At 64.8% G+C, this 18,956-nt stretch carries 20 protein-coding genes; 8 read left to right on the forward strand and 12 right to left on the reverse strand.

The window, feature by feature from the left end; genetic code table 11:
- Positions 1–171: 171 nt before the first annotated feature.
- From gap to GGR36_RS20660, 3 genes are all read right to left on the reverse strand, one after another.
- The gene (gene gap / locus GGR36_RS20650; protein ID WP_183638074.1) at positions 172–1,170 is read right to left on the reverse strand and encodes a type I glyceraldehyde-3-phosphate dehydrogenase; all 999 of its coding nucleotides are present in this window, start codon (positions 1,168–1,170) and stop codon (positions 172–174) included.
- Between the two features lie 111 nt (positions 1,171–1,281).
- Complete coding sequence (gene tkt / locus GGR36_RS20655) at positions 1,282–3,285, reverse strand: transketolase (protein WP_183638077.1); 2,004 nt, start codon at positions 3,283–3,285, stop codon at positions 1,282–1,284.
- 173 nt (positions 3,286–3,458) lie between these two features.
- Positions 3,459–4,334: a phosphoribulokinase gene (locus tag GGR36_RS20660; protein ID WP_183638080.1), complete on the reverse strand. Its 876-nt coding sequence runs from the start codon at positions 4,332–4,334 to the stop codon at positions 3,459–3,461.
- A gap of 120 nt (positions 4,335–4,454) precedes the next feature.
- Here GGR36_RS20660 and GGR36_RS20665 point away from each other — a divergent pair, with 120 nt between their 5' ends.
- Positions 4,455–4,694 (forward strand): hypothetical protein, encoded by a 240-nt coding sequence (locus GGR36_RS20665; protein WP_183638083.1) that lies wholly within the window; start codon positions 4,455–4,457, stop codon positions 4,692–4,694.
- 9 nt (positions 4,695–4,703) lie between these two features.
- Here GGR36_RS20665 and GGR36_RS20670 read toward each other — a convergent pair whose 3' ends face one another.
- Both GGR36_RS20670 and GGR36_RS20675 read right to left on the reverse strand, forming a co-directional pair.
- Entirely contained in the window at positions 4,704–5,504 is an 801-nt protein-coding gene (locus GGR36_RS20670; protein ID WP_183638086.1) for an inositol monophosphatase family protein, read from the reverse strand.
- Complete coding sequence (locus GGR36_RS20675; protein ID WP_183638089.1) at positions 5,505–6,062, reverse strand: redoxin domain-containing protein; 558 nt, start codon at positions 6,060–6,062, stop codon at positions 5,505–5,507.
- Between the two features lie 40 nt (positions 6,063–6,102).
- On the opposite strand from GGR36_RS20675, the gene GGR36_RS20680 reads away from it, so the two are divergent.
- The 4 genes from GGR36_RS20680 to GGR36_RS20695 all read left to right on the forward strand — a co-directional run bounded on the left by GGR36_RS20680 (position 6,103) and on the right by GGR36_RS20695 (position 9,753).
- On the forward strand, positions 6,103–6,825 hold the full coding sequence (locus GGR36_RS20680) for a 16S rRNA (uracil(1498)-N(3))-methyltransferase (protein WP_183638092.1): 723 nt from the start codon (positions 6,103–6,105) through the stop codon (positions 6,823–6,825).
- A 114-nt stretch (positions 6,826–6,939) separates the two neighbouring features.
- Positions 6,940–8,259 (forward strand): amino-acid N-acetyltransferase, encoded by a 1,320-nt coding sequence (argA, locus tag GGR36_RS20685; protein ID WP_183638313.1) that lies wholly within the window; start codon positions 6,940–6,942, stop codon positions 8,257–8,259.
- A gap of 103 nt (positions 8,260–8,362) precedes the next feature.
- Entirely contained in the window at positions 8,363–8,635 is a 273-nt protein-coding gene (locus GGR36_RS20690; RefSeq protein ID WP_183638094.1) for an oxidative damage protection protein, read from the forward strand.
- A gap of 95 nt (positions 8,636–8,730) precedes the next feature.
- Complete coding sequence (locus GGR36_RS20695) at positions 8,731–9,753, forward strand: phospholipase A (RefSeq protein ID WP_183638097.1); 1,023 nt, start codon at positions 8,731–8,733, stop codon at positions 9,751–9,753.
- 237 nt (positions 9,754–9,990) lie between these two features.
- Here GGR36_RS20695 and GGR36_RS20700 read toward each other — a convergent pair whose 3' ends face one another.
- Complete coding sequence (locus tag GGR36_RS20700; RefSeq protein ID WP_183638100.1) at positions 9,991–10,779, reverse strand: sugar nucleotide-binding protein; 789 nt, start codon at positions 10,777–10,779, stop codon at positions 9,991–9,993.
- A gap of 65 nt (positions 10,780–10,844) precedes the next feature.
- Here GGR36_RS20700 and GGR36_RS22185 point away from each other — a divergent pair, with 65 nt between their 5' ends.
- The gene (locus tag GGR36_RS22185; protein ID WP_276510058.1) at positions 10,845–10,967 is read left to right on the forward strand and encodes a hypothetical protein; all 123 of its coding nucleotides are present in this window, start codon (positions 10,845–10,847) and stop codon (positions 10,965–10,967) included.
- Here the strand turns inward: GGR36_RS22185 and GGR36_RS20705 are convergent.
- From GGR36_RS20705 to GGR36_RS20730, 6 genes are all read right to left on the reverse strand, one after another.
- On the reverse strand, positions 10,939–11,901 hold the full coding sequence (locus GGR36_RS20705) for a sugar phosphate isomerase/epimerase family protein (RefSeq protein ID WP_183638103.1): 963 nt from the start codon (positions 11,899–11,901) through the stop codon (positions 10,939–10,941). The genes GGR36_RS22185 and GGR36_RS20705 overlap by 29 nt on opposite strands.
- Complete coding sequence (locus GGR36_RS20710; protein ID WP_183638106.1) at positions 11,901–13,712, reverse strand: putative bifunctional diguanylate cyclase/phosphodiesterase; 1,812 nt, start codon at positions 13,710–13,712, stop codon at positions 11,901–11,903. The genes GGR36_RS20705 and GGR36_RS20710 overlap by 1 nt, the downstream gene beginning before the upstream one ends.
- A 213-nt stretch (positions 13,713–13,925) precedes the next feature.
- Positions 13,926–15,074, reverse strand: coding sequence for a glycosyltransferase family 4 protein (locus GGR36_RS20715; protein ID WP_183638109.1), 1,149 nt, complete (start codon positions 15,072–15,074; stop codon positions 13,926–13,928).
- Between the two features lie 7 nt (positions 15,075–15,081).
- Positions 15,082–15,450 (reverse strand): diacylglycerol kinase, encoded by a 369-nt coding sequence (locus GGR36_RS20720; protein ID WP_183638112.1) that lies wholly within the window; start codon positions 15,448–15,450, stop codon positions 15,082–15,084.
- Entirely contained in the window at positions 15,417–16,625 is a 1,209-nt protein-coding gene (locus GGR36_RS20725) for a glycosyltransferase (RefSeq protein ID WP_183638115.1), read from the reverse strand. The genes GGR36_RS20720 and GGR36_RS20725 overlap by 34 nt, the downstream gene beginning before the upstream one ends.
- Before the next feature lie 3 nt (positions 16,626–16,628).
- A complete protein-coding gene (locus GGR36_RS20730) occupies positions 16,629–17,408 on the reverse strand; it encodes a UDP-2,3-diacylglucosamine diphosphatase (protein ID WP_183638118.1) in 780 nt (259 codons plus the stop codon).
- A gap of 143 nt (positions 17,409–17,551) precedes the next feature.
- On the opposite strand from GGR36_RS20730, the gene rpiA reads away from it, so the two are divergent.
- The gene (rpiA, locus tag GGR36_RS20735; RefSeq protein ID WP_183638121.1) at positions 17,552–18,226 is read left to right on the forward strand and encodes a ribose-5-phosphate isomerase RpiA; all 675 of its coding nucleotides are present in this window, start codon (positions 17,552–17,554) and stop codon (positions 18,224–18,226) included.
- A gap of 49 nt (positions 18,227–18,275) precedes the next feature.
- On the forward strand, positions 18,276–18,953 hold the full coding sequence (phoU, locus tag GGR36_RS20740) for a phosphate signaling complex protein PhoU (RefSeq protein ID WP_183638124.1): 678 nt from the start codon (positions 18,276–18,278) through the stop codon (positions 18,951–18,953).
- The last annotated feature ends 3 nt before the right edge of the window (positions 18,954–18,956 follow it).

Raw genomic sequence — 18,956 nt, forward strand, 5'->3', positions numbered from 1 at the left:
TTCGATGTGCGCGGCGTCAAGCGCTGCCCGCGCACGCACAACCCAGACGTGCCACCTTGCGTAGATCTAGTCGTACCGGCGCCCGCAAGTCGCGGCGCGTGGGCAGAAAAAACACGGAGGTCCCAGCGGGATGTGCCGGAAGCTCCGTGTCAGTTCATGCGCTCAGGCCAATCACTTGGAAACGACGCGAACCATCTCCAGGACCTTGTTGGAGTAGCCCCACTCGTTGTCGTACCAGGCGACGAGCTTGACGAAGGTGCCGTCCAGCGCGATGCCGGCTTCAGCATCGAACACCGAGGTGTTGGCCTCGCCACGGAAGTCGGTCGAAACGACCTTGTCGGTGGTGTAGCCGAGCACGCCCTTCATCGGGCCTTCCGACGCGGCCTTCACGGCTGCGCAGATTTGTTCGTACGTGGCCGACTTTTCGAGTTCCACGGTCAGGTCGACCACGGACACATCGGAGGTCGGAACGCGGAAGGCCATACCGGTCAGCTTGCCCTTGACTTCCGGGATCACCACGCCGACAGCCTTGGCAGCGCCGGTCGACGACGGGATGATGTTTTCCAGGATGCCGCGGCCACCGCGCCAGTCCTTGTTCGACGGGCCGTCAACGGTCTTCTGGGTGGCGGTAGCAGCGTGCACCGTGGTCATCAGGCCGCGCTTGATGCCGAAGTTGTCGTTGATGACCTTGGCGATCGGGGCCAGGCAGTTGGTGGTGCAGGAGGCGTTCGAAATGATGTCCTGGCCCGCGTAGGTCGTGTGGTTCACGCCGTACACGAACATCGGGGTGTCATCCTTCGACGGAGCCGATTGAACAACCTTCTTGGCGCCGGCAGCGATGTGCTTCTGGCAGGTTTCCTTGGTCAGGAACAGGCCGGTCGATTCGACGACCACGTCCGCACCGACTTCGTCCCACTTCAGTTCGGCCGGATCCTTGACAGCGGTCAGGCGGATCTTCTTGCCGTTGACGATCAGGGTGTTGCCTTCGACCGACACTTCACCTTTGAAGCGGCCGTGCACCGAGTCGTACTTCAGCATGTATGCGAGGTAGTCGGGCTCGAGCAGGTCGTTGATGCCAACGATTTCGATGTCAGAGAAGTTCTGAACGGCAGCGCGGAAAACCATACGGCCGATACGGCCAAAACCATTGATACCAACCTTGATCGTCATTGTTTTCTCCTGGTAAAGGGGGTAGTGCTATGTCCCTGAACGACTGCCGCGTTGCGCGCGACCGGCACCGGACCGGGGGAGTCCATGTGCGCCTAAGAAATCACATCGACTTTACAGCAGCGCTTCGACTGCCTTTTTGACGTAATCGGGGGTAAACCCAAAATGTTTGAACAATTCGCCAGCCGGAGCGGACTCTCCGAAGCTGTCCATGCCGATTACGGCGCCGTTTGAGCCCACATAACGGTACCAATGGGCTGAAACACCGGCTTCGACAGCCACTTTCGGCAGGTTTACAGGCAAAACTGCGGCTTTGTAGGCGGCGTCCTGCTTGTCGAACTGATTGGTGCTGGGCATCGACACGACACGCACCGGGATGCCCGCTTCGGCGAGTTGCTTCTGCGCCGTCAGTGCGAGTGCGACTTCCGAACCCGTGGCCATGATCACCGCCTTGGCGCCTTCGGCGTCGGAGAGCACATAGCCGCCGCGGCGGATGTCTGCGATCTGCTGGGCGCTGCGTGCGACGAAGGGCAGGTTCTGGCGCGACAGCGCGAGCACCGTCGGGCCGTCGGCACGCTCCAGCGCGTTGATCCAGCCGGCCGCGGTTTCCACCGTGTCGCAGGGGCGCCAGACATCCAGGTTCGGGATGATGCGCAGGCTGGCGACATGCTCAACCGGTTGGTGCGTCGGGCCGTCTTCGCCGAGGCCGATCGAATCATGCGTGTAGACCATGATCTGGCGCTGCTTCATCAGCGCCGCCATGCGGATCGCGTTGCGCGCGTAGTCCGAGAACACCAGGAAGGTCGCGGTGTAGGGGATGAAGCCGCCGTGCAGCGCGAGGCCGTTGGCGATGGCGGTCATGCCGAACTCGCGCACGCCGTAGTTGATGTAGTTGCCGCCAGCGTCGCGGGTCACGCTCTTGGAGCCGGACCACAGCGTCAGGTTGGAACCGGCGAGGTCGGCCGAACCGCCCAGCAGTTCGGGCAGCGCCGGCGCCAGCGCCTCGATGGCGTTCTGGCTGGCCTTGCGGGTGGCGATGGTTTCGCCCTTCTCGACGATCTTGGCCAGAGCGGCGTCGCGCTTGGCCGACCAGTCGGCGGGCAGTTCGCCTGCCATGCGGCGCACGAACTCGGCGGCCAGTTCCGGGAAGGCAGCCTTGTACGCGGCGAAGCGGGTGTTCCACTCGGTCTCGCGGGTGGCACCGGCTTCCTTGGCGCTCCATTGTGCGTAGACGTCAGCAGGGATCTCGAATGCGGGGTGATCCCAGCCGATCACCTTGCGCGTGGCTTCGATTTCCGCCGCACCGAGCGGTGCGCCGTGTGAATCGTGACTGTCGGCCTTGTTCGGCGAGCCCATGCCGATGATCGTCTTGCAGATGATCAGCGTCGGCTTGCTCGTCTCGGCCTTTGCCGACACGGTGGCGGCGTCGATTGCAGCCGCGTCGTGCCCGTCGATCGGGCCAATCACCTGCCAGCCGTAGGCTTCGAAGCGCTTCTTGGTGTCGTCGGTGAACCACCCCTCGACATGGCCGTCGATCGAGATGCCGTTATCGTCGTAGTACGCGATCAGCTTGCCCAGGCCTAGCGTGCCGGCCAGCGAACACGCTTCATGCGAAACGCCTTCCATCAGGCAGCCGTCGCCAAGGAAGGTGTAGGTGTAGTGATCCACTACGGCATGGCCGGGGCGGTTGAATTCAGCGGCGAGCAGCTTCTCTGCGAGTGCGAAGCCGACTGCGTTGGTGATGCCCTGTCCGAGCGGGCCGGTGGTCGTCTCGACGCCTGGCGTGTAGCCGACTTCAGGGTGGCCCGGCGTGCGCGAGTGGAACTGGCGGAAGCTCTTCAGATCCTCGATCGAGACGTCGTAGCCCGTCAGGTGCAGCAGCGCGTAGATCAGCATCGAGCCGTGGCCGTTGCTGAGGATGAAGCGATCGCGATCGGCCCATTTTGGATTCGTCGGGTTGTGGCGCAGGTGGCGGCGCCATACAACCTCAGCGATTTCAGCCATGCCCATTGGCATGCCGGGGTGGCCGGAGTTGGCCTTCTGGACGGCGTCCATGGCGAGGGCGCGAATCGCGCCGGTGAGGTCGTTGAAGGCGGGAAGCGGGCGGTCGATAGGCATCTTGCAGGCTCTGAGTGGGTCAGTACGGGTCTGGGCGACCTTAGGGGGATCGGCCGGCACCGATGCACCGTTGCGGTGCAGCAAAGACCATAATTATCGGCGAAAACCGCATCAAGGCGTTAGTCGGTTTTGCTTATGGCCCTCTGCCGGGGCAGAAGGCGCCGGTCGGCACTTCAAAGCAGCGCGCGGCGACGCTCCACCAGGCGCAGCACGAGGGGGGTCATGATCACCTGGATCGCCAGATCCATCTTGCCTCCCGGCACTACGAGCGTGTTCGGGCGGCTCATCCAGGATCCGCTCAGCATCGTCAGCAGGTAGGGAAAATCAGTGTTCTTCGGGTCGCGGAAACGGATCACAACCATCGATTCGTCGAGCGTCGGCACGCCCCGCGCGATAAAAGGATTTGAAGTGTCTACCAGCGGCACGCGCTGGAAGTTGATGTGGGTGCGCGAGAACTGGGGGACGATGTAGTGCACGTAATCGGGCATGCGCCGCAGGATGGTGTCCTGCACCGCGTCGATCGAGTAGCCGCGGATGCTGGTGTCGCGCAGCACCTTTTGCACCCACTCCAGATTGATGATCGGTACGACGCCGATCAAGAGATCGACATAGCGGGCAAGGTCAATCGTGTCGGTGACGATGCCCCCGTGCAGTCCCTCATAGAGCATGCAGTCCGTGTCGGCGGGGATGTCTTCCCACGGCGTGAAGGTGCCTTGCGGCTGCTTCCACTGGGAGGCCTCGGTCTCGTCGTGCAGATACCAGCGTCGCCGCCCGGTGCCCGATTCGCCGTAGCGTTTGAAGGTGGCTTCCAGTTCGTTGAACAGGTTTCCGGCCGGGCCGAAGTGCGATAGTGGCGGTTCGCCCGCGCGCTCGGACTTGGAAATGGCGCGGCGCATGCCCTCGCGGTCGTATCGATGAAAGGCGTCGCCGGCGACGAAAGCCGCGTTGATCAGTTCGCGTCGGAAGATCCACTCGAAGCTTTTCTGGACGGTAGACGTGCCCGCGCCAGATGAGCCGGTAACGGCGATGATCGGATGCTTCGCGGACACGGCGCCTCCTGTCGAACCAATGATTCATGGTAGCGCAAGCCCCGGCAGCCGGGTCAGCGTCATCGGCGGGGGGCGACCGGCTACAATCGATGCCTCTACCTCTTGCCCGCGGAGTGTGCCATGCGCTTGATCCTGATCCTGATTGTGCTGGTGATCGTTGGCTGGCTGGCTGCCACCAACCTCAAGTCGCAGTCGTCGGCGGTGGGCAGCGCCGCACGCCAGGCCGGGGTCGACGTGCCGCAGAGCGCAACGCCGCGGGAACAGGTTCAGGCGGTTGGCAAGGCGGTCGAGAAGATGCAGGCCGACGAGGCCGCGCAGCGCCAGCAGCAACTGGACCAGGCTGCCGGCGACGCCAAGTAGGCTAGCCGATCAGGCGCCTGCGCGCTGCAACCAGTCCAGCCACTGCGTGTGCAATGCCGGACTCGCCGCGACCACAACCGACTGTTTCTCGGCGACGTCGGCGCGGATCGGGCCGCCATCGAGCGCGCTGCTCGCGCCGCCGGATTCCTCAACCAGCAGCCGCCCGGCCGCGTAGTCCCACAGCATCTGGCCGCCGTGCACGTAAACATCGAGCCGGCCGGCGGCGACGAAACACCACTCCAGCGCACTCGACCCGAAGTTCCGTAGCGAATAGCAGGGGGGATTCACCGCCAGATGCGCCGCAAGTGCCGGCGGGATGCGCTTGAAGTCCGCGCCAGCGACCGATGCGGCGAGTGTCGTCGGCGGCTGGCGCAGCGGCAGGCGCTGACCGTTGAGCCAGGCGCCGGCACCGCGCGCGGCGTAGAAGGCTTCGTCGGCGATCGGGTTGTAGACCACGCCGAATTCGGTATGGCCATCGACCAGGAAGCCGACCGACAGGCCAAAGATCGGAATGCCATTGGCGAAATTGGTGGTGCCATCGATCGGGTCGATCACCCACAAGCCCTTTGCACCTTGCTCCCAGATCGCGCGCTGCTGCTCGCTGCTCATCTCTTCACCGAGGATCGGCGCTTCGATCAACTCGACCAGCCGTTCGGCGAGTGCGCGCTGGGTGGCGCCATCGGCCTCGGTGAGCGAACTGCCATCGGATTTGTGCTGACGGCCCGCTTTCAGATAGCGCGGCATCGTCACTTCACGCGCAATCTCGCGTACCACCGATTCCAGCGCCCGGGCGCGTGCAAACTGCGGCATTCAAGCCTCCCGCCATTTGATCGAGCAGCCGATCGAGGGGATCTGTTCCGCCGGACCCCTGCCCGATTGTGCAACCTGTTTCATCGCCTCGAACAGGTCGCGACGCGCGTCATCGGGCGCGGCGTCCTTGCGCGAGGCATCAAGACGCCCTCGGTATTGCAATTCGAGTGCTGCGTTGTAGCCGAAGAAGTCTGGCGTGCATACCGCGCCATACGCGCGTGCCACTGACTGGTCGGCGTCGAGCAGGTAGGGGAACGGGAATTGCCTGTCGCGTGCGATCCGCACCATCTCGTCCCAGCCGTCTTCCGGGTACAGCGCGGGATCGTTCGACATGATCGCCACGCAGCCGACGCCCAGCGTCGCCAGTTCAGCCGCGTCGCGAATGATGCGATCGAGCACGGCTTTCACATACGGGCAGTGGTTGCAGATGAACATCACCAGCAGGCCGTTCGGGCCGCGGCAACTGTCGCGCGAATGGCGCCGCCCGTCGGTGCCGGGAAGATCGAAATCCGGGGCGGGTTCGCCGAAGGCGCAGATCGGTGTCGAAGTGCTGGCCACAATGAAGCTCCAAGCCAAGTGCCAAACTTATAATAGTACGATGCACGCCCGATTCTTCTGCCCCGACCTGCCCGCCGAAGGCCACGAGTTCTCGCTGCCGCCGGAAGTTGCCCACCATGCCGATCGCGTGCTGCGCCTGCGCGCTGGGGAACGTGTCACCCTGTTCGACGGTGCGGGCCGGGAAGCCGAGGCGACCTTGCTGCAGATGGGGCGCGATCCGCGCGCCCGCATCGACGCGATAGTGCTGTGCGATCGCGAAGCGCCGCTCTCCATCACATTGGTGCAGGCGCTGGCGACCGGCGACAAGATGGACTGGATCGTGCAGAAAGCGGTCGAGATGGGCGTGACCGCCGTGCAGCCGGTGGCGGCGGAACGCAGCGTGTTGCGTCTTGATGGCGCGCGCGCCGAGAAGCGGGTCGAGCACTGGCAACAGGTGGCGGTTGCCGCGTGCGAGCAGAGCGGGCGGAACCGGGTGCTGCAGGTGGCGCCGATCCGCAGCTTGCCGCACTGGCTCGCCGAAGCCACGCAGGGCGATCGCTGGGTGCTCTCGCCTGAAGGTGGCGAGCGACTCTCGCGCATTCCGGCGCCCACTGCACCGGTGGCCTTGATGGTGGGGCCCGAGGGCGGCTGGTCGGAGCGCGAACTGGCGGCGGCCAAAGTGGCCGGATGTCGCCCTGTCGCCCTCGGGCCGCGTATCCTGCGCACCGAGACGGCGGGCATCGCGGCCATGGGCGCCATGCTGGCACTTTGGGGTGATTACTGAGCGGGCGGCGACGCCCGGTTGAACGAGGAAGTTTCAATGCAGCAGCCGCAGTCCGATTACCAGACGGACCCCGATAACCGCATCATCAGCGACAAGGTCTCGGCCGCTTCGATGATGCCGGACGCCGACGCCATCCGCTTTGTCGAATGGGTGCGCAGTGCAGCGCCCTATGTTCACGCGTTTCGTGGCAAGACTTTCGTACTCGGGTTCGGCGGCGAAGTCGCCGAGGGGGACTTGCTCGAGAAGCTGTGCTACGACTGCAACCTGCTGGCCGCCATGGGCGTGCGCCTGGTGCTGGTGCATGGCACGCGGCCGCAGATCGAAGAGGAACTCGCGCGGCGCAAACTGCCGTCGCGCCTGCACAAGGGCGTGCGTGTCACCGATGGCGATGCGCTCGAATGCGTCAAGGCGGCGGTCGGCACGACGCGGATTGAAGTCGAGGCGCGGCTGTCGCAAGGCCTGCCGAACACGCCGATGGCCGGCGCCCACATGCGCGTGACCGGCGGCAATTTCATTACCGCCAAGCCGCTGGGCGTGGTCGATGGCATCGACTTCCAGTACACCGGCGCGGTGCGCAAGGTGATTGCCGATGAAATTTCGGCCGACCTCGATCAGCAAAACGTCGTGCTGATCTCGCCGCTGGGGGTGTCGCCTTCCGGCGAGATCTTCAACCTCGCGATGGAAGAGGTCGCGGAGCAGGTCGCGATTGCGCTCGGCGCGGAAAAGCTGATCTACCTGTGTGACGCGCCGGGCCTGCTCGACGAGCAGGGCCGTCTGATCGAGACCATTACCGCCGACGAGGCCGAGCGTATGTTCCGCGCCGATCGCGGCTTGACCGAGGACCTCCACCTGTTCCTGCCACGCGCGATCCGTGCCGTGCGCTCCGGCGTGAATCGCGCCCACCTGCTCGACCGCGACAAGGACGGCGGGCTGCTGCTTGAGTTCTTTACCCGCCAGGGCGTGGGGACGATGGTGTCGAAGGAATCGCTGGCGCGCTTCCGCGAGGCGACGATCGAGGATGTCGGCGCCTTGCTGTCGATCATCACGCCGCTGGAGGCCGATGGCACGCTGGTACGGCGTTCGCGCGAACTGATCGAAATGGAGATCACGCAGTTCTCGCTGGTCGAGCACGACGGTGTGACGGTCGGCTGCGCCGCGCTCTACCCCTTCTCGGAGGAGCGTGCAGCGGAGATGGCCTGCCTCGCGGTGACCCCGCAATTCCGCCGCAGCGGGCTAGGCGAGCGGCTGATGCAGCATATCGAGACCCGCGCGCGGGCCGCCGGGCTCGAACGCCTCTTCGTGCTGACGACCCGCACCGAGCACTGGTTCCGCGAGCGCGGCTTCCGCGAGGTGTCCCCCGACGAGTTGCCGCAGGAAAAGCGCGAGCTCTACAACTTCCAGCGCCGCTCGAAAGTGCTGATGAAGGAACTTTGAGCGCCCGCGCGCTCCAAGAGTCAGGACGTGCCGCCAAGCTAGAATGGCGGCATGGCTGCGGCGCCGCGCCGCATACGCAATCAATGGCAGAAAGGAAGTCGCGATGACGCGCATGGTTCAGTGCATCAAGTTGGGTCGCGAGGCCGAAGGCCTCGACCGCCCGCCCTATCCGGGCGCTCTTGGTGTGAAGATTTACGAGCAGGTCTCGAAAGAAGCCTGGGCCGCATGGATCAAGCACCAGACAATGCTGATCAACGAAAACCGGCTCAACCTGATGGACGCGCGGGCGCGCAAATACCTCGCCGAACAGATGGACAAGTATTTCTTCGGTGGCGGCGCCGACCAGGTGCAGGGCTACGTGCCGCCGGCCGCGTGATCCGGGATTCGCGTCGAGCAGGGGGAGCGCAGGGCTCCCCCGTTTCGTTTGTACGGCCATGAAACGTGCCGCCTTGCTGCCGCCGTGGAGAGACCATGAAGCCCTTCCGTGTCGCTGGATTTACGCCCCTCGCAGCCTTGTTGCTGGCCATGCCTGCGCATGCGGTGGTCGAGGATTGCTTCAACATGAAGGCCGACGCCGAGCGCCTGGCCTGTTATGACCGCGAGTCCGGCCGCAATACCCGGCTCGCGCTGGCGCCGCCCGAGGCACGCCCGCAACCGGTGGTTTCGCCGCTGTCCGAGCGCTGGGAACTCGATCCCCCGCACAAAACCGGCACCTTCCAGTTCCGCTACTACAAGCCGATCTACATTCTCGCCGCGCGCTGGACCGACGACGTGAATGGCGATCCGTATTCGCCTACCCGCGGCGCTGCGCTGCACGACACGAAGTCCGTGGCGGGCACCGATACCCGGCTCGATTCGACCGAGGCCAAGTTCCAGATCAGTTTCAAGGTCAAGATGTGGGAAAACATGGTCGGCGACAACGGCGACCTGTGGATGGCCTATACGCAGCAGTCGCATTGGCAGCTGTACAACAAAGCGGCGTCTTCGCCCTTCCGAGAAACCAACTACGCCCCGGAACTGATCAATAGCTGGCGCACCAGTCTGCAGATGGGCGGCGTGAAGATGAGCCTGCTCAACCTGGGCCTGGTGCATCAGTCCAACGGCCGCGCCAATCCGCTCTCGCGTTCCTGGAACCGGATCTACGCCCAGGCGGGTTTCGAAGCGGGGGATCTGGCGGTGCTGGTGCGGCCCTGGTACCGGCTGAAAGAGGATGCTGACAAGGACGACAACCCTGACATCGAAAACTACGTCGGGCGCGGCGACCTTACCGCGATCTACCAGTACAAGCGGCAGGAGTTTTCGATGATTGCCCGTCACAGCCTGCGTGGCGGTGACGAAAGCCGCGGCAGCGTGGAACTGAACTGGGCCTTCCCGATTTACGGCAACCTGCGTGGTCATGTGCAGGCCTTTACCGGCTACGGCGAATCCCTGATCGATTACAACCACCGCCAGACCACATTCGGCCTCGGCATCTCGCTGGCGGAATGGCTTTAGGCGCTGATTCCTCGGTGTTCTGCGCGCATGGCCCGACCGGACAATCGCTTGGCTCGCCCCGGTCTGTCCGCCTCAGGGCCTGTGCAGGAGAATGCACCTGTCGTCACTGCTGCACGCCTGCAGCAGTGATACACCTCTCCTCAAAGTGTGCTTTTACCCCGCTGCGCTGATGCGTCGCGGGGTTTTCTTTTGCCGTGCAAGTCCGACGCTCCGCCCAGTTCGCGCCGCGTAACCGGATTACTGCGCGAGGCCCGGCAGGCGCTGTGCCAGATCCGGCATACCAACACGCGGATCGATCAAGCGCTGGTCATAGACGTAATCCTCGTTTGGCGTCACCTGCCAGTTGAGTCCGTATTGCTGCGACAGCGCCTGCAGGATCTGGGCAAAGGTCGCGCCACGGTTGGAATCGAGCATGTACAGGCCCGGTGGCGCGGCAATCAGGCGCAGCAGCGCCGCTGCGGTATCGTCGATGAACGAACACGCCGGGTACCAGCGGCTCGAAGCGGCTATCGCGCCATGGCTGGCCATTTCGCGCGCCGCGTGCGCGACCATGTTGTTGCCACCGCCCGCGGGGTCGATCTGCCAGCCCAGGCGCGCGACCCGCGCACCGCGCGGATGCCGCAGTAGCACGCCATGCTCGGCGCGGCGCTTTTCAAGGCCGTAGCCTTCCGATGCATTGCTGGCCGAGGCCAGCGTGAAGGGGCCGCTCTCGCTGTTGTCAAAGACCAGCGCGGTGCTGGTGAATACGAGAGGAATGCTGCGTTGCGCGCAAGCCTCGGCCAAGGCCAGCGGCCACTCGACATTGGTGCGCCAGCCTTCGTTCGGGCGGCCGCTTTGCGTGGCGGCGATGGCGAGGTGCAGCACGGCGTCCGGCGCTACCGTGTCGATGTAGGCCGCATGGGTGTCCGGTGCAAGCGGGTCGGCGGCGCTGCGGTCCCAGCCGATGCATTGGTGACCATGGGCCTGGGCGGCGCGCTTGAGCGCCGCGCCGAGGGTTCCATTACTGCCGGTGATCAGGATCTTCATGGGGTTCACACAAGCGTGTTGGGAAAGGGCGACAGCCTACCCCTTAGCACCGCGATTGACGCGGCGTGGACAACGAGGCCGACAAGCGCTTCGGCGCCTTCTTCATCGCGGCGGGCGTGTCGCCCACCTGGTCGCACGAGGTCATGGCCTCGATGGAGACTAAGAAGTGGCGGCGGAAGTTCTGGTGACGCCGCGGCGTTCGCGCTGAGACAGGGCGCGTATCCACCGCGCCGTCGCGGCGACTGCGTCGGTGGCGGGGGCGCGCCCCTCATGCTCGATCGAGAGCGCGCCGCCGTAGCCAATGCCCTGCAGCGCGTCGATGATGCCCTGCCAGGTGGTTACATCGTGACCTTCGCCGGGCGGACAGAAGAACCATGCGCGCTCGTCCATGCGCGCGTGCGGTGTGCAGTCGAGCACGCCTGTGTCGTTCAGCACGTCCGGCCGGAACGCGACATCCTTCAGATGAACATGGAAAACCGCGTCGCCGAGGCGCGAGATCGCACTGGCGGGGTCGATCAGCTGCCACCACAGGTGGCTCGGGTCCACATTGGCGCCGAGATTCGGGCCACAGGCATTGCGCAGCCGCCTGAGCGTGGCCGGCGAGTGCACCGCGAAACCCCCGTGCATCTCGATCGCGATCTTCACGCCGAGCGCACGCGCGCGTTCCACCAAGGGTTGCCAATACGGGATCAGGCTGTCGCGCCAGCTGTGTTCGTAGTGGTCGGCGTATTCCTGCGGCCAGCCGATCACTGGCCAGTTGAGCACGCCCCCGCTGCCGGGCTGGCCCGAGAACGCAATCACCAGCGGCACCTCAAGCGCGCTCGCCGCTTCGATCGTAGCGCGCAGGTCACGGTCGTGCGCTGCCGCCAGCGCGGTGTCCGGATGCAGCGGATTGCCCTGGCACGACAGCGCGACCAGGCTGACGCCGCGCGCGTCGCAGGCCTGCTTCAATGACTGTCGGGTGTCGTTGCGGGTCGCCAGTTCGTGGGCGTTGGCGTGGCGCGTGCCCGGGTAGGCGCCGACGCCAAGCTCCAGGCCGTGGATCTCGTTCGCGGCAAGGTAATCGAGCACCTCCGCAAGCGATGCGTGCGGCAGGCAGGCGGAGAATGCGGCAAGTTTCATCACTCCCCCCGTGTGTTGAGGTAGGCGTCGAACTCTGCCGGCGAGCGTGCCGGGCTGAACAGGTAACCCTGCACCGCAGGGCAACCGGCCTCGCGCAGGAAATCGAGCTGCGCCTGCGTTTCCACCCCCTCGGCGGTGACCTCGAACCCGAAGGTCTGCGCCAGATGCAGGATCGATCGCGTGATCGCAATGTCGCCTGGATGCGCCGGCAGGCCGCTGACAAAGCTGCGGTCAATCTTCAGTCTATGTATCGGAAGCTGTTTCAGATAGGCAAGACTGGAATAGCCGGTGCCGAAGTCGTCCACCGCGAGCGATACGCCGAGCGCGGCAATGCGCGCCAAGGTCGAGATGTTGGCCTCGGCATCGACCATCAGCACGCCTTCGGTGAGTTCCAGTTCCAGGGCTGATCCGGGCACGCCGTGTTCGCGCAGCCGCGCCGCAAGCCGCTCCACGAAATTGACGTTGGCGAAGTGGGTGCCGGAAATGTTGATCGCGAGCCGCAATCCGGTCTTCCCGGCGGCACGCCATTGCGCCAATTGCTTCAGCCCCTTGCTCAGCACCCATTCGCCGACCTCCTCGATGAGTCCGGTCTGCTCAGCGATCGGAATGAAGCGTGACGGCGAGATCGGGCTGCCCTGCACGTCGCGCAGGCGCAGCAAGGCCTCGGCGCCGATGATCTTGCCGCTCTGTGCGTCCGCGACCGGCTGGAAGTGCAATTCGAAGGCATCGTCCTTGAGTGCTTCGCGTATGCGCAGTTCGATGCGGCGCCGGGCGACCGTTTCGCTGGCGAGCGCCTCTTCGAACCAGCAGACGCGGTTGCGGCCTTTCTTCTTCGCCTCGTACATCGCGATGTCGGCGTGCTTGACCAGCGTCTGGCGGTCGCGACCGTGTTCCGGATAGATCGCGATGCCGATGCTGCTCGACACCACATACTTGACGCCTGCGATCTCGTAAGGCGTACCGACCGCGCGCTCAAGGCGCGAGGCCAGATGGTCGAGCGCGTCGGGGCTGTCGGCACCGAGTGGCGAGAGCAGCAGGAATTCGTCGCCGCCCAGGCGCACCAGCAAATCTTCGCGATCCACTTCGCCCTTCAAGCGCTCGGAGAGCTTGCGCAGCAACTCATCGCCCACCGAGTGCCCGTCGGTGTCGTTGATCAGCTTGAAGTTGTCCAGATCGAGGAATAGCGCGGCAAAACGCGGGTGCTCGGCCGCAAAGGGCTCGAACTGTTCTTCCAGGTGGCGGCGATTGTGCAGGCCGGTCAGCGGGTCGTGGCGGGCGAGGAACTCGACTTCGCGCTCATAGCGCTTGCGCAGCGTGATGTCGCGCGCAATGCCCGCGGTGCCGACGATTTCGCCATCCGCTCCGAAGACCGGAACCTTGATTGTTTCGGCCCAGCCAATTTCGCCGTCCACCCGGTGGATTTCCTCCTCCACCCGCTCTACCTGCCGCTTGCTCATCACCAGCTTGTCGTGTGCCTGGTAATGCGCCGCCATTTCAGGTGGCGACAGATCGTAATCGGTCTTGCCGATCAGCGATTCCGGCGGTCGTTCGAACACCTCGCCGAACTTGCGGTTGACCAGCATGAAGCGGCAGTCGCGGTCCTTGAGCCAGGCAAGGTCGTCGATGCTGTCCATCAGGGCTTGCTGGTGCGCTTGCAGCAGGCGCAGTTGAGCCAGCGCAGAGACGGCGGTCGTGCGTGCCGCTTCCGATGCGTCTCGTTCGCGCCGCATCGCGAGGTCAGCGCGCCGGGCTCCCAGCCAGAAAGCAGTTGGAATGCCGACAGCAGCGGCGGCCAGCCACCAGGTACTCATCGCGCGCCCTGCCGGCAGCGCGTGCCAAGGTGACGACGATGGTCCAGCATTTGAGAGAGTCCGCAGGTCATGACGTCCATTTTACAGAAACGTCATTTCGCACACCGACTTGAGGCGCCCCTGCCGGGGCAGGAAAAATCAGCGCCGGCGCGGGCGTTCGGGGCCCTGTGCGATCAGGCCTTCGCGGCAGACAAATGCAAGGCGTGGGTGCGGCTAGGCGGCGCGCACGCCGCCGCGCGCGATGGTGTCGCGCAGGCTGGTTTCAAAATCGGCGACCACCGTGTCCCAGCCCAGGTGCAGCACGCTGCTGCGTGCGGCTTCGCCGAGGCGGGCGCGCAGGTCCTCGTTGCTGGCTATCTGCACCGCTGCATCGATGAAGGCAGCGCGATCGTCCTCGCGCACCTTGAGGCCGTTTTCACCGTTGCGGATCAGCAGCGCGGCGGCGGCGCAGTCGTAAGCGAGGACGGCAAGGCCGCTGGCCATCGCTTCGACAGTGACATTGCCGAAGGTTTCGGTGAGGCTCGGAAACAGGAACAGGTCGGCCGACGCGTAGTGCGTGGCGAGGTCATTGCCATAGCGCGCCCCGGCGAAGTGATGGTCGGGGTGGGCGCGGGCGAGCGCAGCGCGGGCCGGCCCGTCGCCGACCCAGACCATGCGCGCGTTCTTGTGCTGCGCGGCGATCTTGCGGAAAGCGGCTTCGACCACGGTGAGGTTCTTTTCCGGCGCGATGCGCCCGACGTACAGCACCGCGAGGCCGTCGTGCGCGACGCCCCAGCGCGCGCGCAGGGCGGGGTCGCGACGCATCGGCGAGAACAGCGCCGTATCGACGCCGCGGCCGACCACGCGCACGCCGGGGATGCCCTGCGCACCGAGTTCGCCGGCCAGTTCGGGCGTTGGCACCAAGGTCGCGTCGGCGCTGCGGTGAAAGTGCCGCAGCCAGCGTGAAATCGCCGGCTTGAGCACGCTGGCGCCGTAATGGCGCGAGTAGCGATCGAAATTGGTGTGGTAACCCGAGCTGACCGGGATGCCCAGCTTGCGCGCCGCCTGCACCGCGGACCAGCCGAGCGGCCCTTCGGTGACCACGTGCACGGCATCAGGCCGCTGCGCGAGCCAGCCACGCTTGAGGTAACCGCTCGCGGGCAGGCCGAAACGCAGCCCCGGGTAGCCCGGCAGCGGCAGGCCGCCGACCAGCCACTCATGCTCCAGCGGGGTCTCGCGACGTTGCTGGCGCGGCCGCACGACGGTGATGTTGTGGCCGCGCGCGCGCATGCCGTTGATCAGGCGCAGCACGGTCATGGCAACGCCATTGACTTCGGGCGGATGCGTTTCAGTGACGACGGCAATGCGGAGCGGCTGGGTCATGGCGATCTCAGGCAAGGAGGACGCATCCCCACACGGCGACGACATTGCTGAGCGCGACGAAAACGGCCGCGCTGCCAATGTCCTTCGCCCGTTTGGAGAGCGTGTGACTGTCGAGGGAGATGCGGTCGACGGCCGCCTCGATCGCGGAATTGAGCAGCTCCACGATCAGCACCAGCATCACGCTCGCGATCATCATGCCGCGCCCGATCATGCTCACCGGCAGGGCCAACGCGATCGGGATCATCACGGCGGCGAGCAGAACTTCCTGACGGAATGCGTCCTCATGCCGATAGGCGGCACGGAAGCCGTCCATCGAGTAATGCAGTGCATTCCACAGGCGTTTCAGGCCTGTTTTGCCTTTGAAGGGACTTTCCATGTGGACTCCGCAGTGTTGTGGGTGGCACAGATCTCGCGGTACAGCGTTGCGAGTCGGCCAGTGAGTGCGTCGTCGGACCAGTTGCGCGCCAGTTCGCGCGCTTCGTCGCCCAGGCGCGCGCGCAGCGCGGCGTCGCCGCAGAGGCGTGCCATCGCGTCGCCGAACTCGACGACATCGTATTGGGGGACCAGCGCGCCGCGGCCAGCGCCAAGCAGATCGCGGGTGCCCATTTCAGCCAGCGCGACCACCGGCAGCCCGACCGCCATCGCTTCGATCAGCACCAGCCCTTGGGTTTCCGTGCGCGAGGCGAAAGCAAACAGGTCGGCGGCGGCGTAGCAGTCGGGCAACTCGCGGGCGCGATCGAGGTAGCCGAGGAAGCGCACATGTTCCGCTTGGCTGAGGGCACGGGCTTGGTCGCGCAGACCTTCCAGCGCAGGGCCCTCGCCGGCGATCACCAGCAGCAGATTGGGCTGGGTCTTGCGCGCATGGGCCAGTGCTTCGATCAGGAAGCCGATGTTCTTCTCGTGTGCGGCGCGGCCGACGAACAGCGCGACCGGTTGATCCGGCGGAATCCGGTAGCGCGAACGAAAGCGCGCACGGTGGCAGGCGCGGTCGCCGAGCGCGAACTGGCCAATCGGCACGCCGGTCGGCAGCACGTGCAGCGGGGCGGTGATGCCGTACTCGCGCAGGCGCTGCGCCATCGCATTCGAGGGCACGATGGTGGCGTTCAGCGCGTTGCACTGGCCGCGCGAGAAGCGCCGCGCGAAGCCACGCATCCACGATTCCGGCATGAAGCGCGCGTACAGGTGCAGGTATTCCTCAAACAGCGTGTGGTAGGTCGCCACCACCGGCAGATTGAATTTCCTCGCCGCGGCCAGACCCGCATAGTGCGCTGCAAACGGCGTCTGGATGTGGATCAGATCGGCCTGCGGTGCGGCGTCCATCACCGCGCGGCGCACCCGGTGCGGTGCGACGATGCGGTCTTCCGGATCGAAGGGGACACGCCAGCCGGGCAGGCGGGTGATACCGGGTTCGCCCGATTCGTCTTCGTAAGCCGGTACGACGAGCTGGGTTTCGACCCCGAATTGACCCAGGCCCCGCCGGTGGGTGTCGATAGCGGTCGACACACCATTGACGCGGGGAAAGTAGACGTCAGAGACGATCAGTACGCGCATCGATCACGCTTTCTCAAGGAGTTCTTCGCTGGGCAGCATGGCCGGGGCGGCGCCCCGCCAGGTCACCAGCTCAAGGCGGCCGTCGAGGTGCTCGACGATGCCGGTGCAGGAGTCCACCCAGTCGCCGCAATTCACATAGGTCAGGCCATCGACCTCGCGGATCGCGGCCCAGTGGATGTGGCCGCAGATCACGCCGTCAAGCTTGCGGTCGCGGGCGGCGTGGATCACCGATTCTTCAAAATCGAAAATGAACTGGAGGGCGGTCTTGACCTTGCGCTTGGCGTAGCCGGCCAGCGACCAGTAGCCGGAAATGCCCAGCTTGCGGCGCGCCCAGGACAGCATGATGTTGAGCCGCACCAGCATGTTGTAGGACATGTCGCCAAGCACTGCGACCCAGCGGTGGTAGCGGGTGACCTGGTCGAATTCGTCGCCGTGCACCAGCAGGAACTTGCGCCCGTCGGCCGTGGTATGCACATGCTCGTGTTCGACCTTGATGTCGCCGAAAACTGTGCCGCAGTAATCGCGCAGTGCCTCGTCGTGATTGCCGGGGATGAAGATGATTTCTTCGCCATGGCGCGCACGCCGCAGCAGCTTCTGCACCACGGTGTTCTGCGAGGCGCTCCAGTGGATGCTGCGACTCATCGACCAGAAATCGATGATGTCGCCGATCAGGAAGACCTTTTCGGCGGGGTGCTCGCGCAGGAAATCGAGCAATTGCTCGGCCTGGCAGGCGCGGGTTCCGAGATGGATGTCGGACAGAAAGAGTGTGCGGACGCGCGGCATGGCGGCGCATATTCAGGTGCGCGTGTTGCAGGGGCATGACGAGTTCATGTCGTGTACATCATTCTTTGCCAACGGGTGCCAATCGCAGGCGCCGCAGTGGTTACAATCCGGTTTCAATGTCAGTGCGGTAGGCGCTCTTCACGATGAATCAGGATCAGCTCAAACAACTCGTCGCGCAGGCCGCGGCGGACTATGTGGCGGCCAATGCGCCGCATGGATGCGTGCTCGGCGTCGGCACCGGGTCAACCGCCAATCTCTTCATTGATGCCCTGGCGCCGATTCGCTCGCGCTTCGTCGGTGCGGTGTCCAGCTCGGAAGCCAGCCGTGTCCGGCTTGAAGCGCTGGGCATTCCGGTGCTCGATCTGAACGCGGTGACCGAGATCCCGATCTATGTGGATGGCGCCGACGAGGTCGATCCAGGGCTGCGTGCAATCAAGGGCGGTGGTGCCGCACTCACGCGCGAGAAAATCGTCGCGGCGGTGGCGCGCGAATTCGTCTGCATCGCCGATGCGAGCAAGAAAGTGGCGGTGCTGGGCAAGTTCCCGTTGCCGGTCGAAGTGATCCCGATGGCGCGTGAACATGTCACGCGTGCCTTGCGCCGCCTCGGTGGCGAGCCGCGCTGGCGCGAGGGCGTCGTCACCGATAACGGAAACGTCATCCTTGACGTGCATGGTCTGCAGATCACGGACCCGGTGGCGCTTGAGAGCGAGATCGATCACATTACCGGCGTGGTGACGAGCGGCCTGTTTGCGCGCCGCCCGGCGGATCTCTTGCTGATCAGTTCGCCAATCGGTGTCGAGCGACTGTCGCGCGGTTGAAAGAATTGTTGCGTAACCTCCGCGGGTTATGCGTGAAAGGAAACCGAGCATGACCGAACATACTTCCAAGCAGTTCGACATCGAGCTGGAAAGCATCCGTACCCGCGTGCTGCAGATGGGCGGGCTGGTTGAGCAGCAGATCGCGCGCGCGATCGAGGGTCTGACGGAAGGCGATCAGGAACTGATCGAGCGGGTCATTGATGACGACCATCAGGTCAATTCGCTCGAAATCGAACTCGACGAGCTGTGCACGCAAGTGATCGCAAAGCGCCAGCCGGCAGCTTCCGATTTGCGCCTGATCTCTGCGGTGTTGAAGGCGATTACTGACCTTGAACGCATCGGCGACGAAGCCAAGAAGATCGCGAAGATGGCCAAGGCGATCCACGGTGGCGCGCTTGCGGTGCCCAGGGTGCAGGTTGCCTACATGGCAGAGATGGCGATTGGAGAACTGCGTCAGGCGCTCGATGCGTTCGCCCGTATGGACGTGGTCGCCGCTGAAGAGGTGGTGCGTTCGGACAAGCTGATCGATGCCGAGTTCAAGGGCATCATGCGCCAGGTCATCACTTTCATGATGGAAGACCCACGCACGATTTCGGGCGGCATCGACATCATCTTCGTGGCCAAGGCGCTCGAACGCATTGGCGACCACTCGAAGAACATGGCGCAGTATGTGTTCTACATGGCCAAGGGCGAGGACATGCGGCACACAAAGCTGCCGCCGGTTTGATGT

It is taken from the genome of Niveibacterium umoris, from assembly GCF_014197015.1.
GTDB classification, from domain to species: domain Bacteria; phylum Pseudomonadota; class Gammaproteobacteria; order Burkholderiales; family Rhodocyclaceae; genus Niveibacterium; species Niveibacterium umoris.

What these genes read in the sequence shown, in the direction of transcription:
- phoU (WP_183638124.1), top strand. Translation starts at nt 18,276, where the DNA reads ATGACCGAACATACTTCCAAGCAGTTCGACATCGAGCTGGAAAGCATC.
- argA (WP_183638313.1), top strand. Translation starts at nt 6,940, where the DNA reads ATGCCGGACGCCGACGCCATCCGCTTTGTCGAATGGGTGCGCAGTGCA.
- GGR36_RS20700 (WP_183638100.1), bottom strand. Translation starts at nt 10,779, where the DNA reads ATGAAGATCCTGATCACCGGCAGTAATGGAACCCTCGGCGCGGCGCTC.
- gap (WP_183638074.1), bottom strand. Translation starts at nt 1,170, where the DNA reads ATGACGATCAAGGTTGGTATCAATGGTTTTGGCCGTATCGGCCGTATG.
- GGR36_RS20680 (WP_183638092.1), top strand. Translation starts at nt 6,103, where the DNA reads ATGCACGCCCGATTCTTCTGCCCCGACCTGCCCGCCGAAGGCCACGAG.
- GGR36_RS20695 (WP_183638097.1), top strand. Translation starts at nt 8,731, where the DNA reads ATGAAGCCCTTCCGTGTCGCTGGATTTACGCCCCTCGCAGCCTTGTTG.
- GGR36_RS20665 (WP_183638083.1), top strand. Translation starts at nt 4,455, where the DNA reads ATGCGCTTGATCCTGATCCTGATTGTGCTGGTGATCGTTGGCTGGCTG.
- GGR36_RS20720 (WP_183638112.1), bottom strand. Translation starts at nt 15,450, where the DNA reads ATGGAAAGTCCCTTCAAAGGCAAAACAGGCCTGAAACGCCTGTGGAAT.
- GGR36_RS20710 (WP_183638106.1), bottom strand. Translation starts at nt 13,712, where the DNA reads ATGAGTACCTGGTGGCTGGCCGCCGCTGCTGTCGGCATTCCAACTGCT.
- tkt (WP_183638077.1), bottom strand. Translation starts at nt 3,285, where the DNA reads ATGCCTATCGACCGCCCGCTTCCCGCCTTCAACGACCTCACCGGCGCG.
- GGR36_RS20715 (WP_183638109.1), bottom strand. Translation starts at nt 15,074, where the DNA reads ATGACCCAGCCGCTCCGCATTGCCGTCGTCACTGAAACGCATCCGCCC.
- GGR36_RS20730 (WP_183638118.1), bottom strand. Translation starts at nt 17,408, where the DNA reads ATGCCGCGCGTCCGCACACTCTTTCTGTCCGACATCCATCTCGGAACC.
- GGR36_RS20670 (WP_183638086.1), bottom strand. Translation starts at nt 5,504, where the DNA reads ATGCCGCAGTTTGCACGCGCCCGGGCGCTGGAATCGGTGGTACGCGAG.
- GGR36_RS20725 (WP_183638115.1), bottom strand. Translation starts at nt 16,625, where the DNA reads ATGCGCGTACTGATCGTCTCTGACGTCTACTTTCCCCGCGTCAATGGT.
- rpiA (WP_183638121.1), top strand. Translation starts at nt 17,552, where the DNA reads ATGAATCAGGATCAGCTCAAACAACTCGTCGCGCAGGCCGCGGCGGAC.
- GGR36_RS20690 (WP_183638094.1), top strand. Translation starts at nt 8,363, where the DNA reads ATGACGCGCATGGTTCAGTGCATCAAGTTGGGTCGCGAGGCCGAAGGC.
- GGR36_RS20705 (WP_183638103.1), bottom strand. Translation starts at nt 11,901, where the DNA reads ATGAAACTTGCCGCATTCTCCGCCTGCCTGCCGCACGCATCGCTTGCG.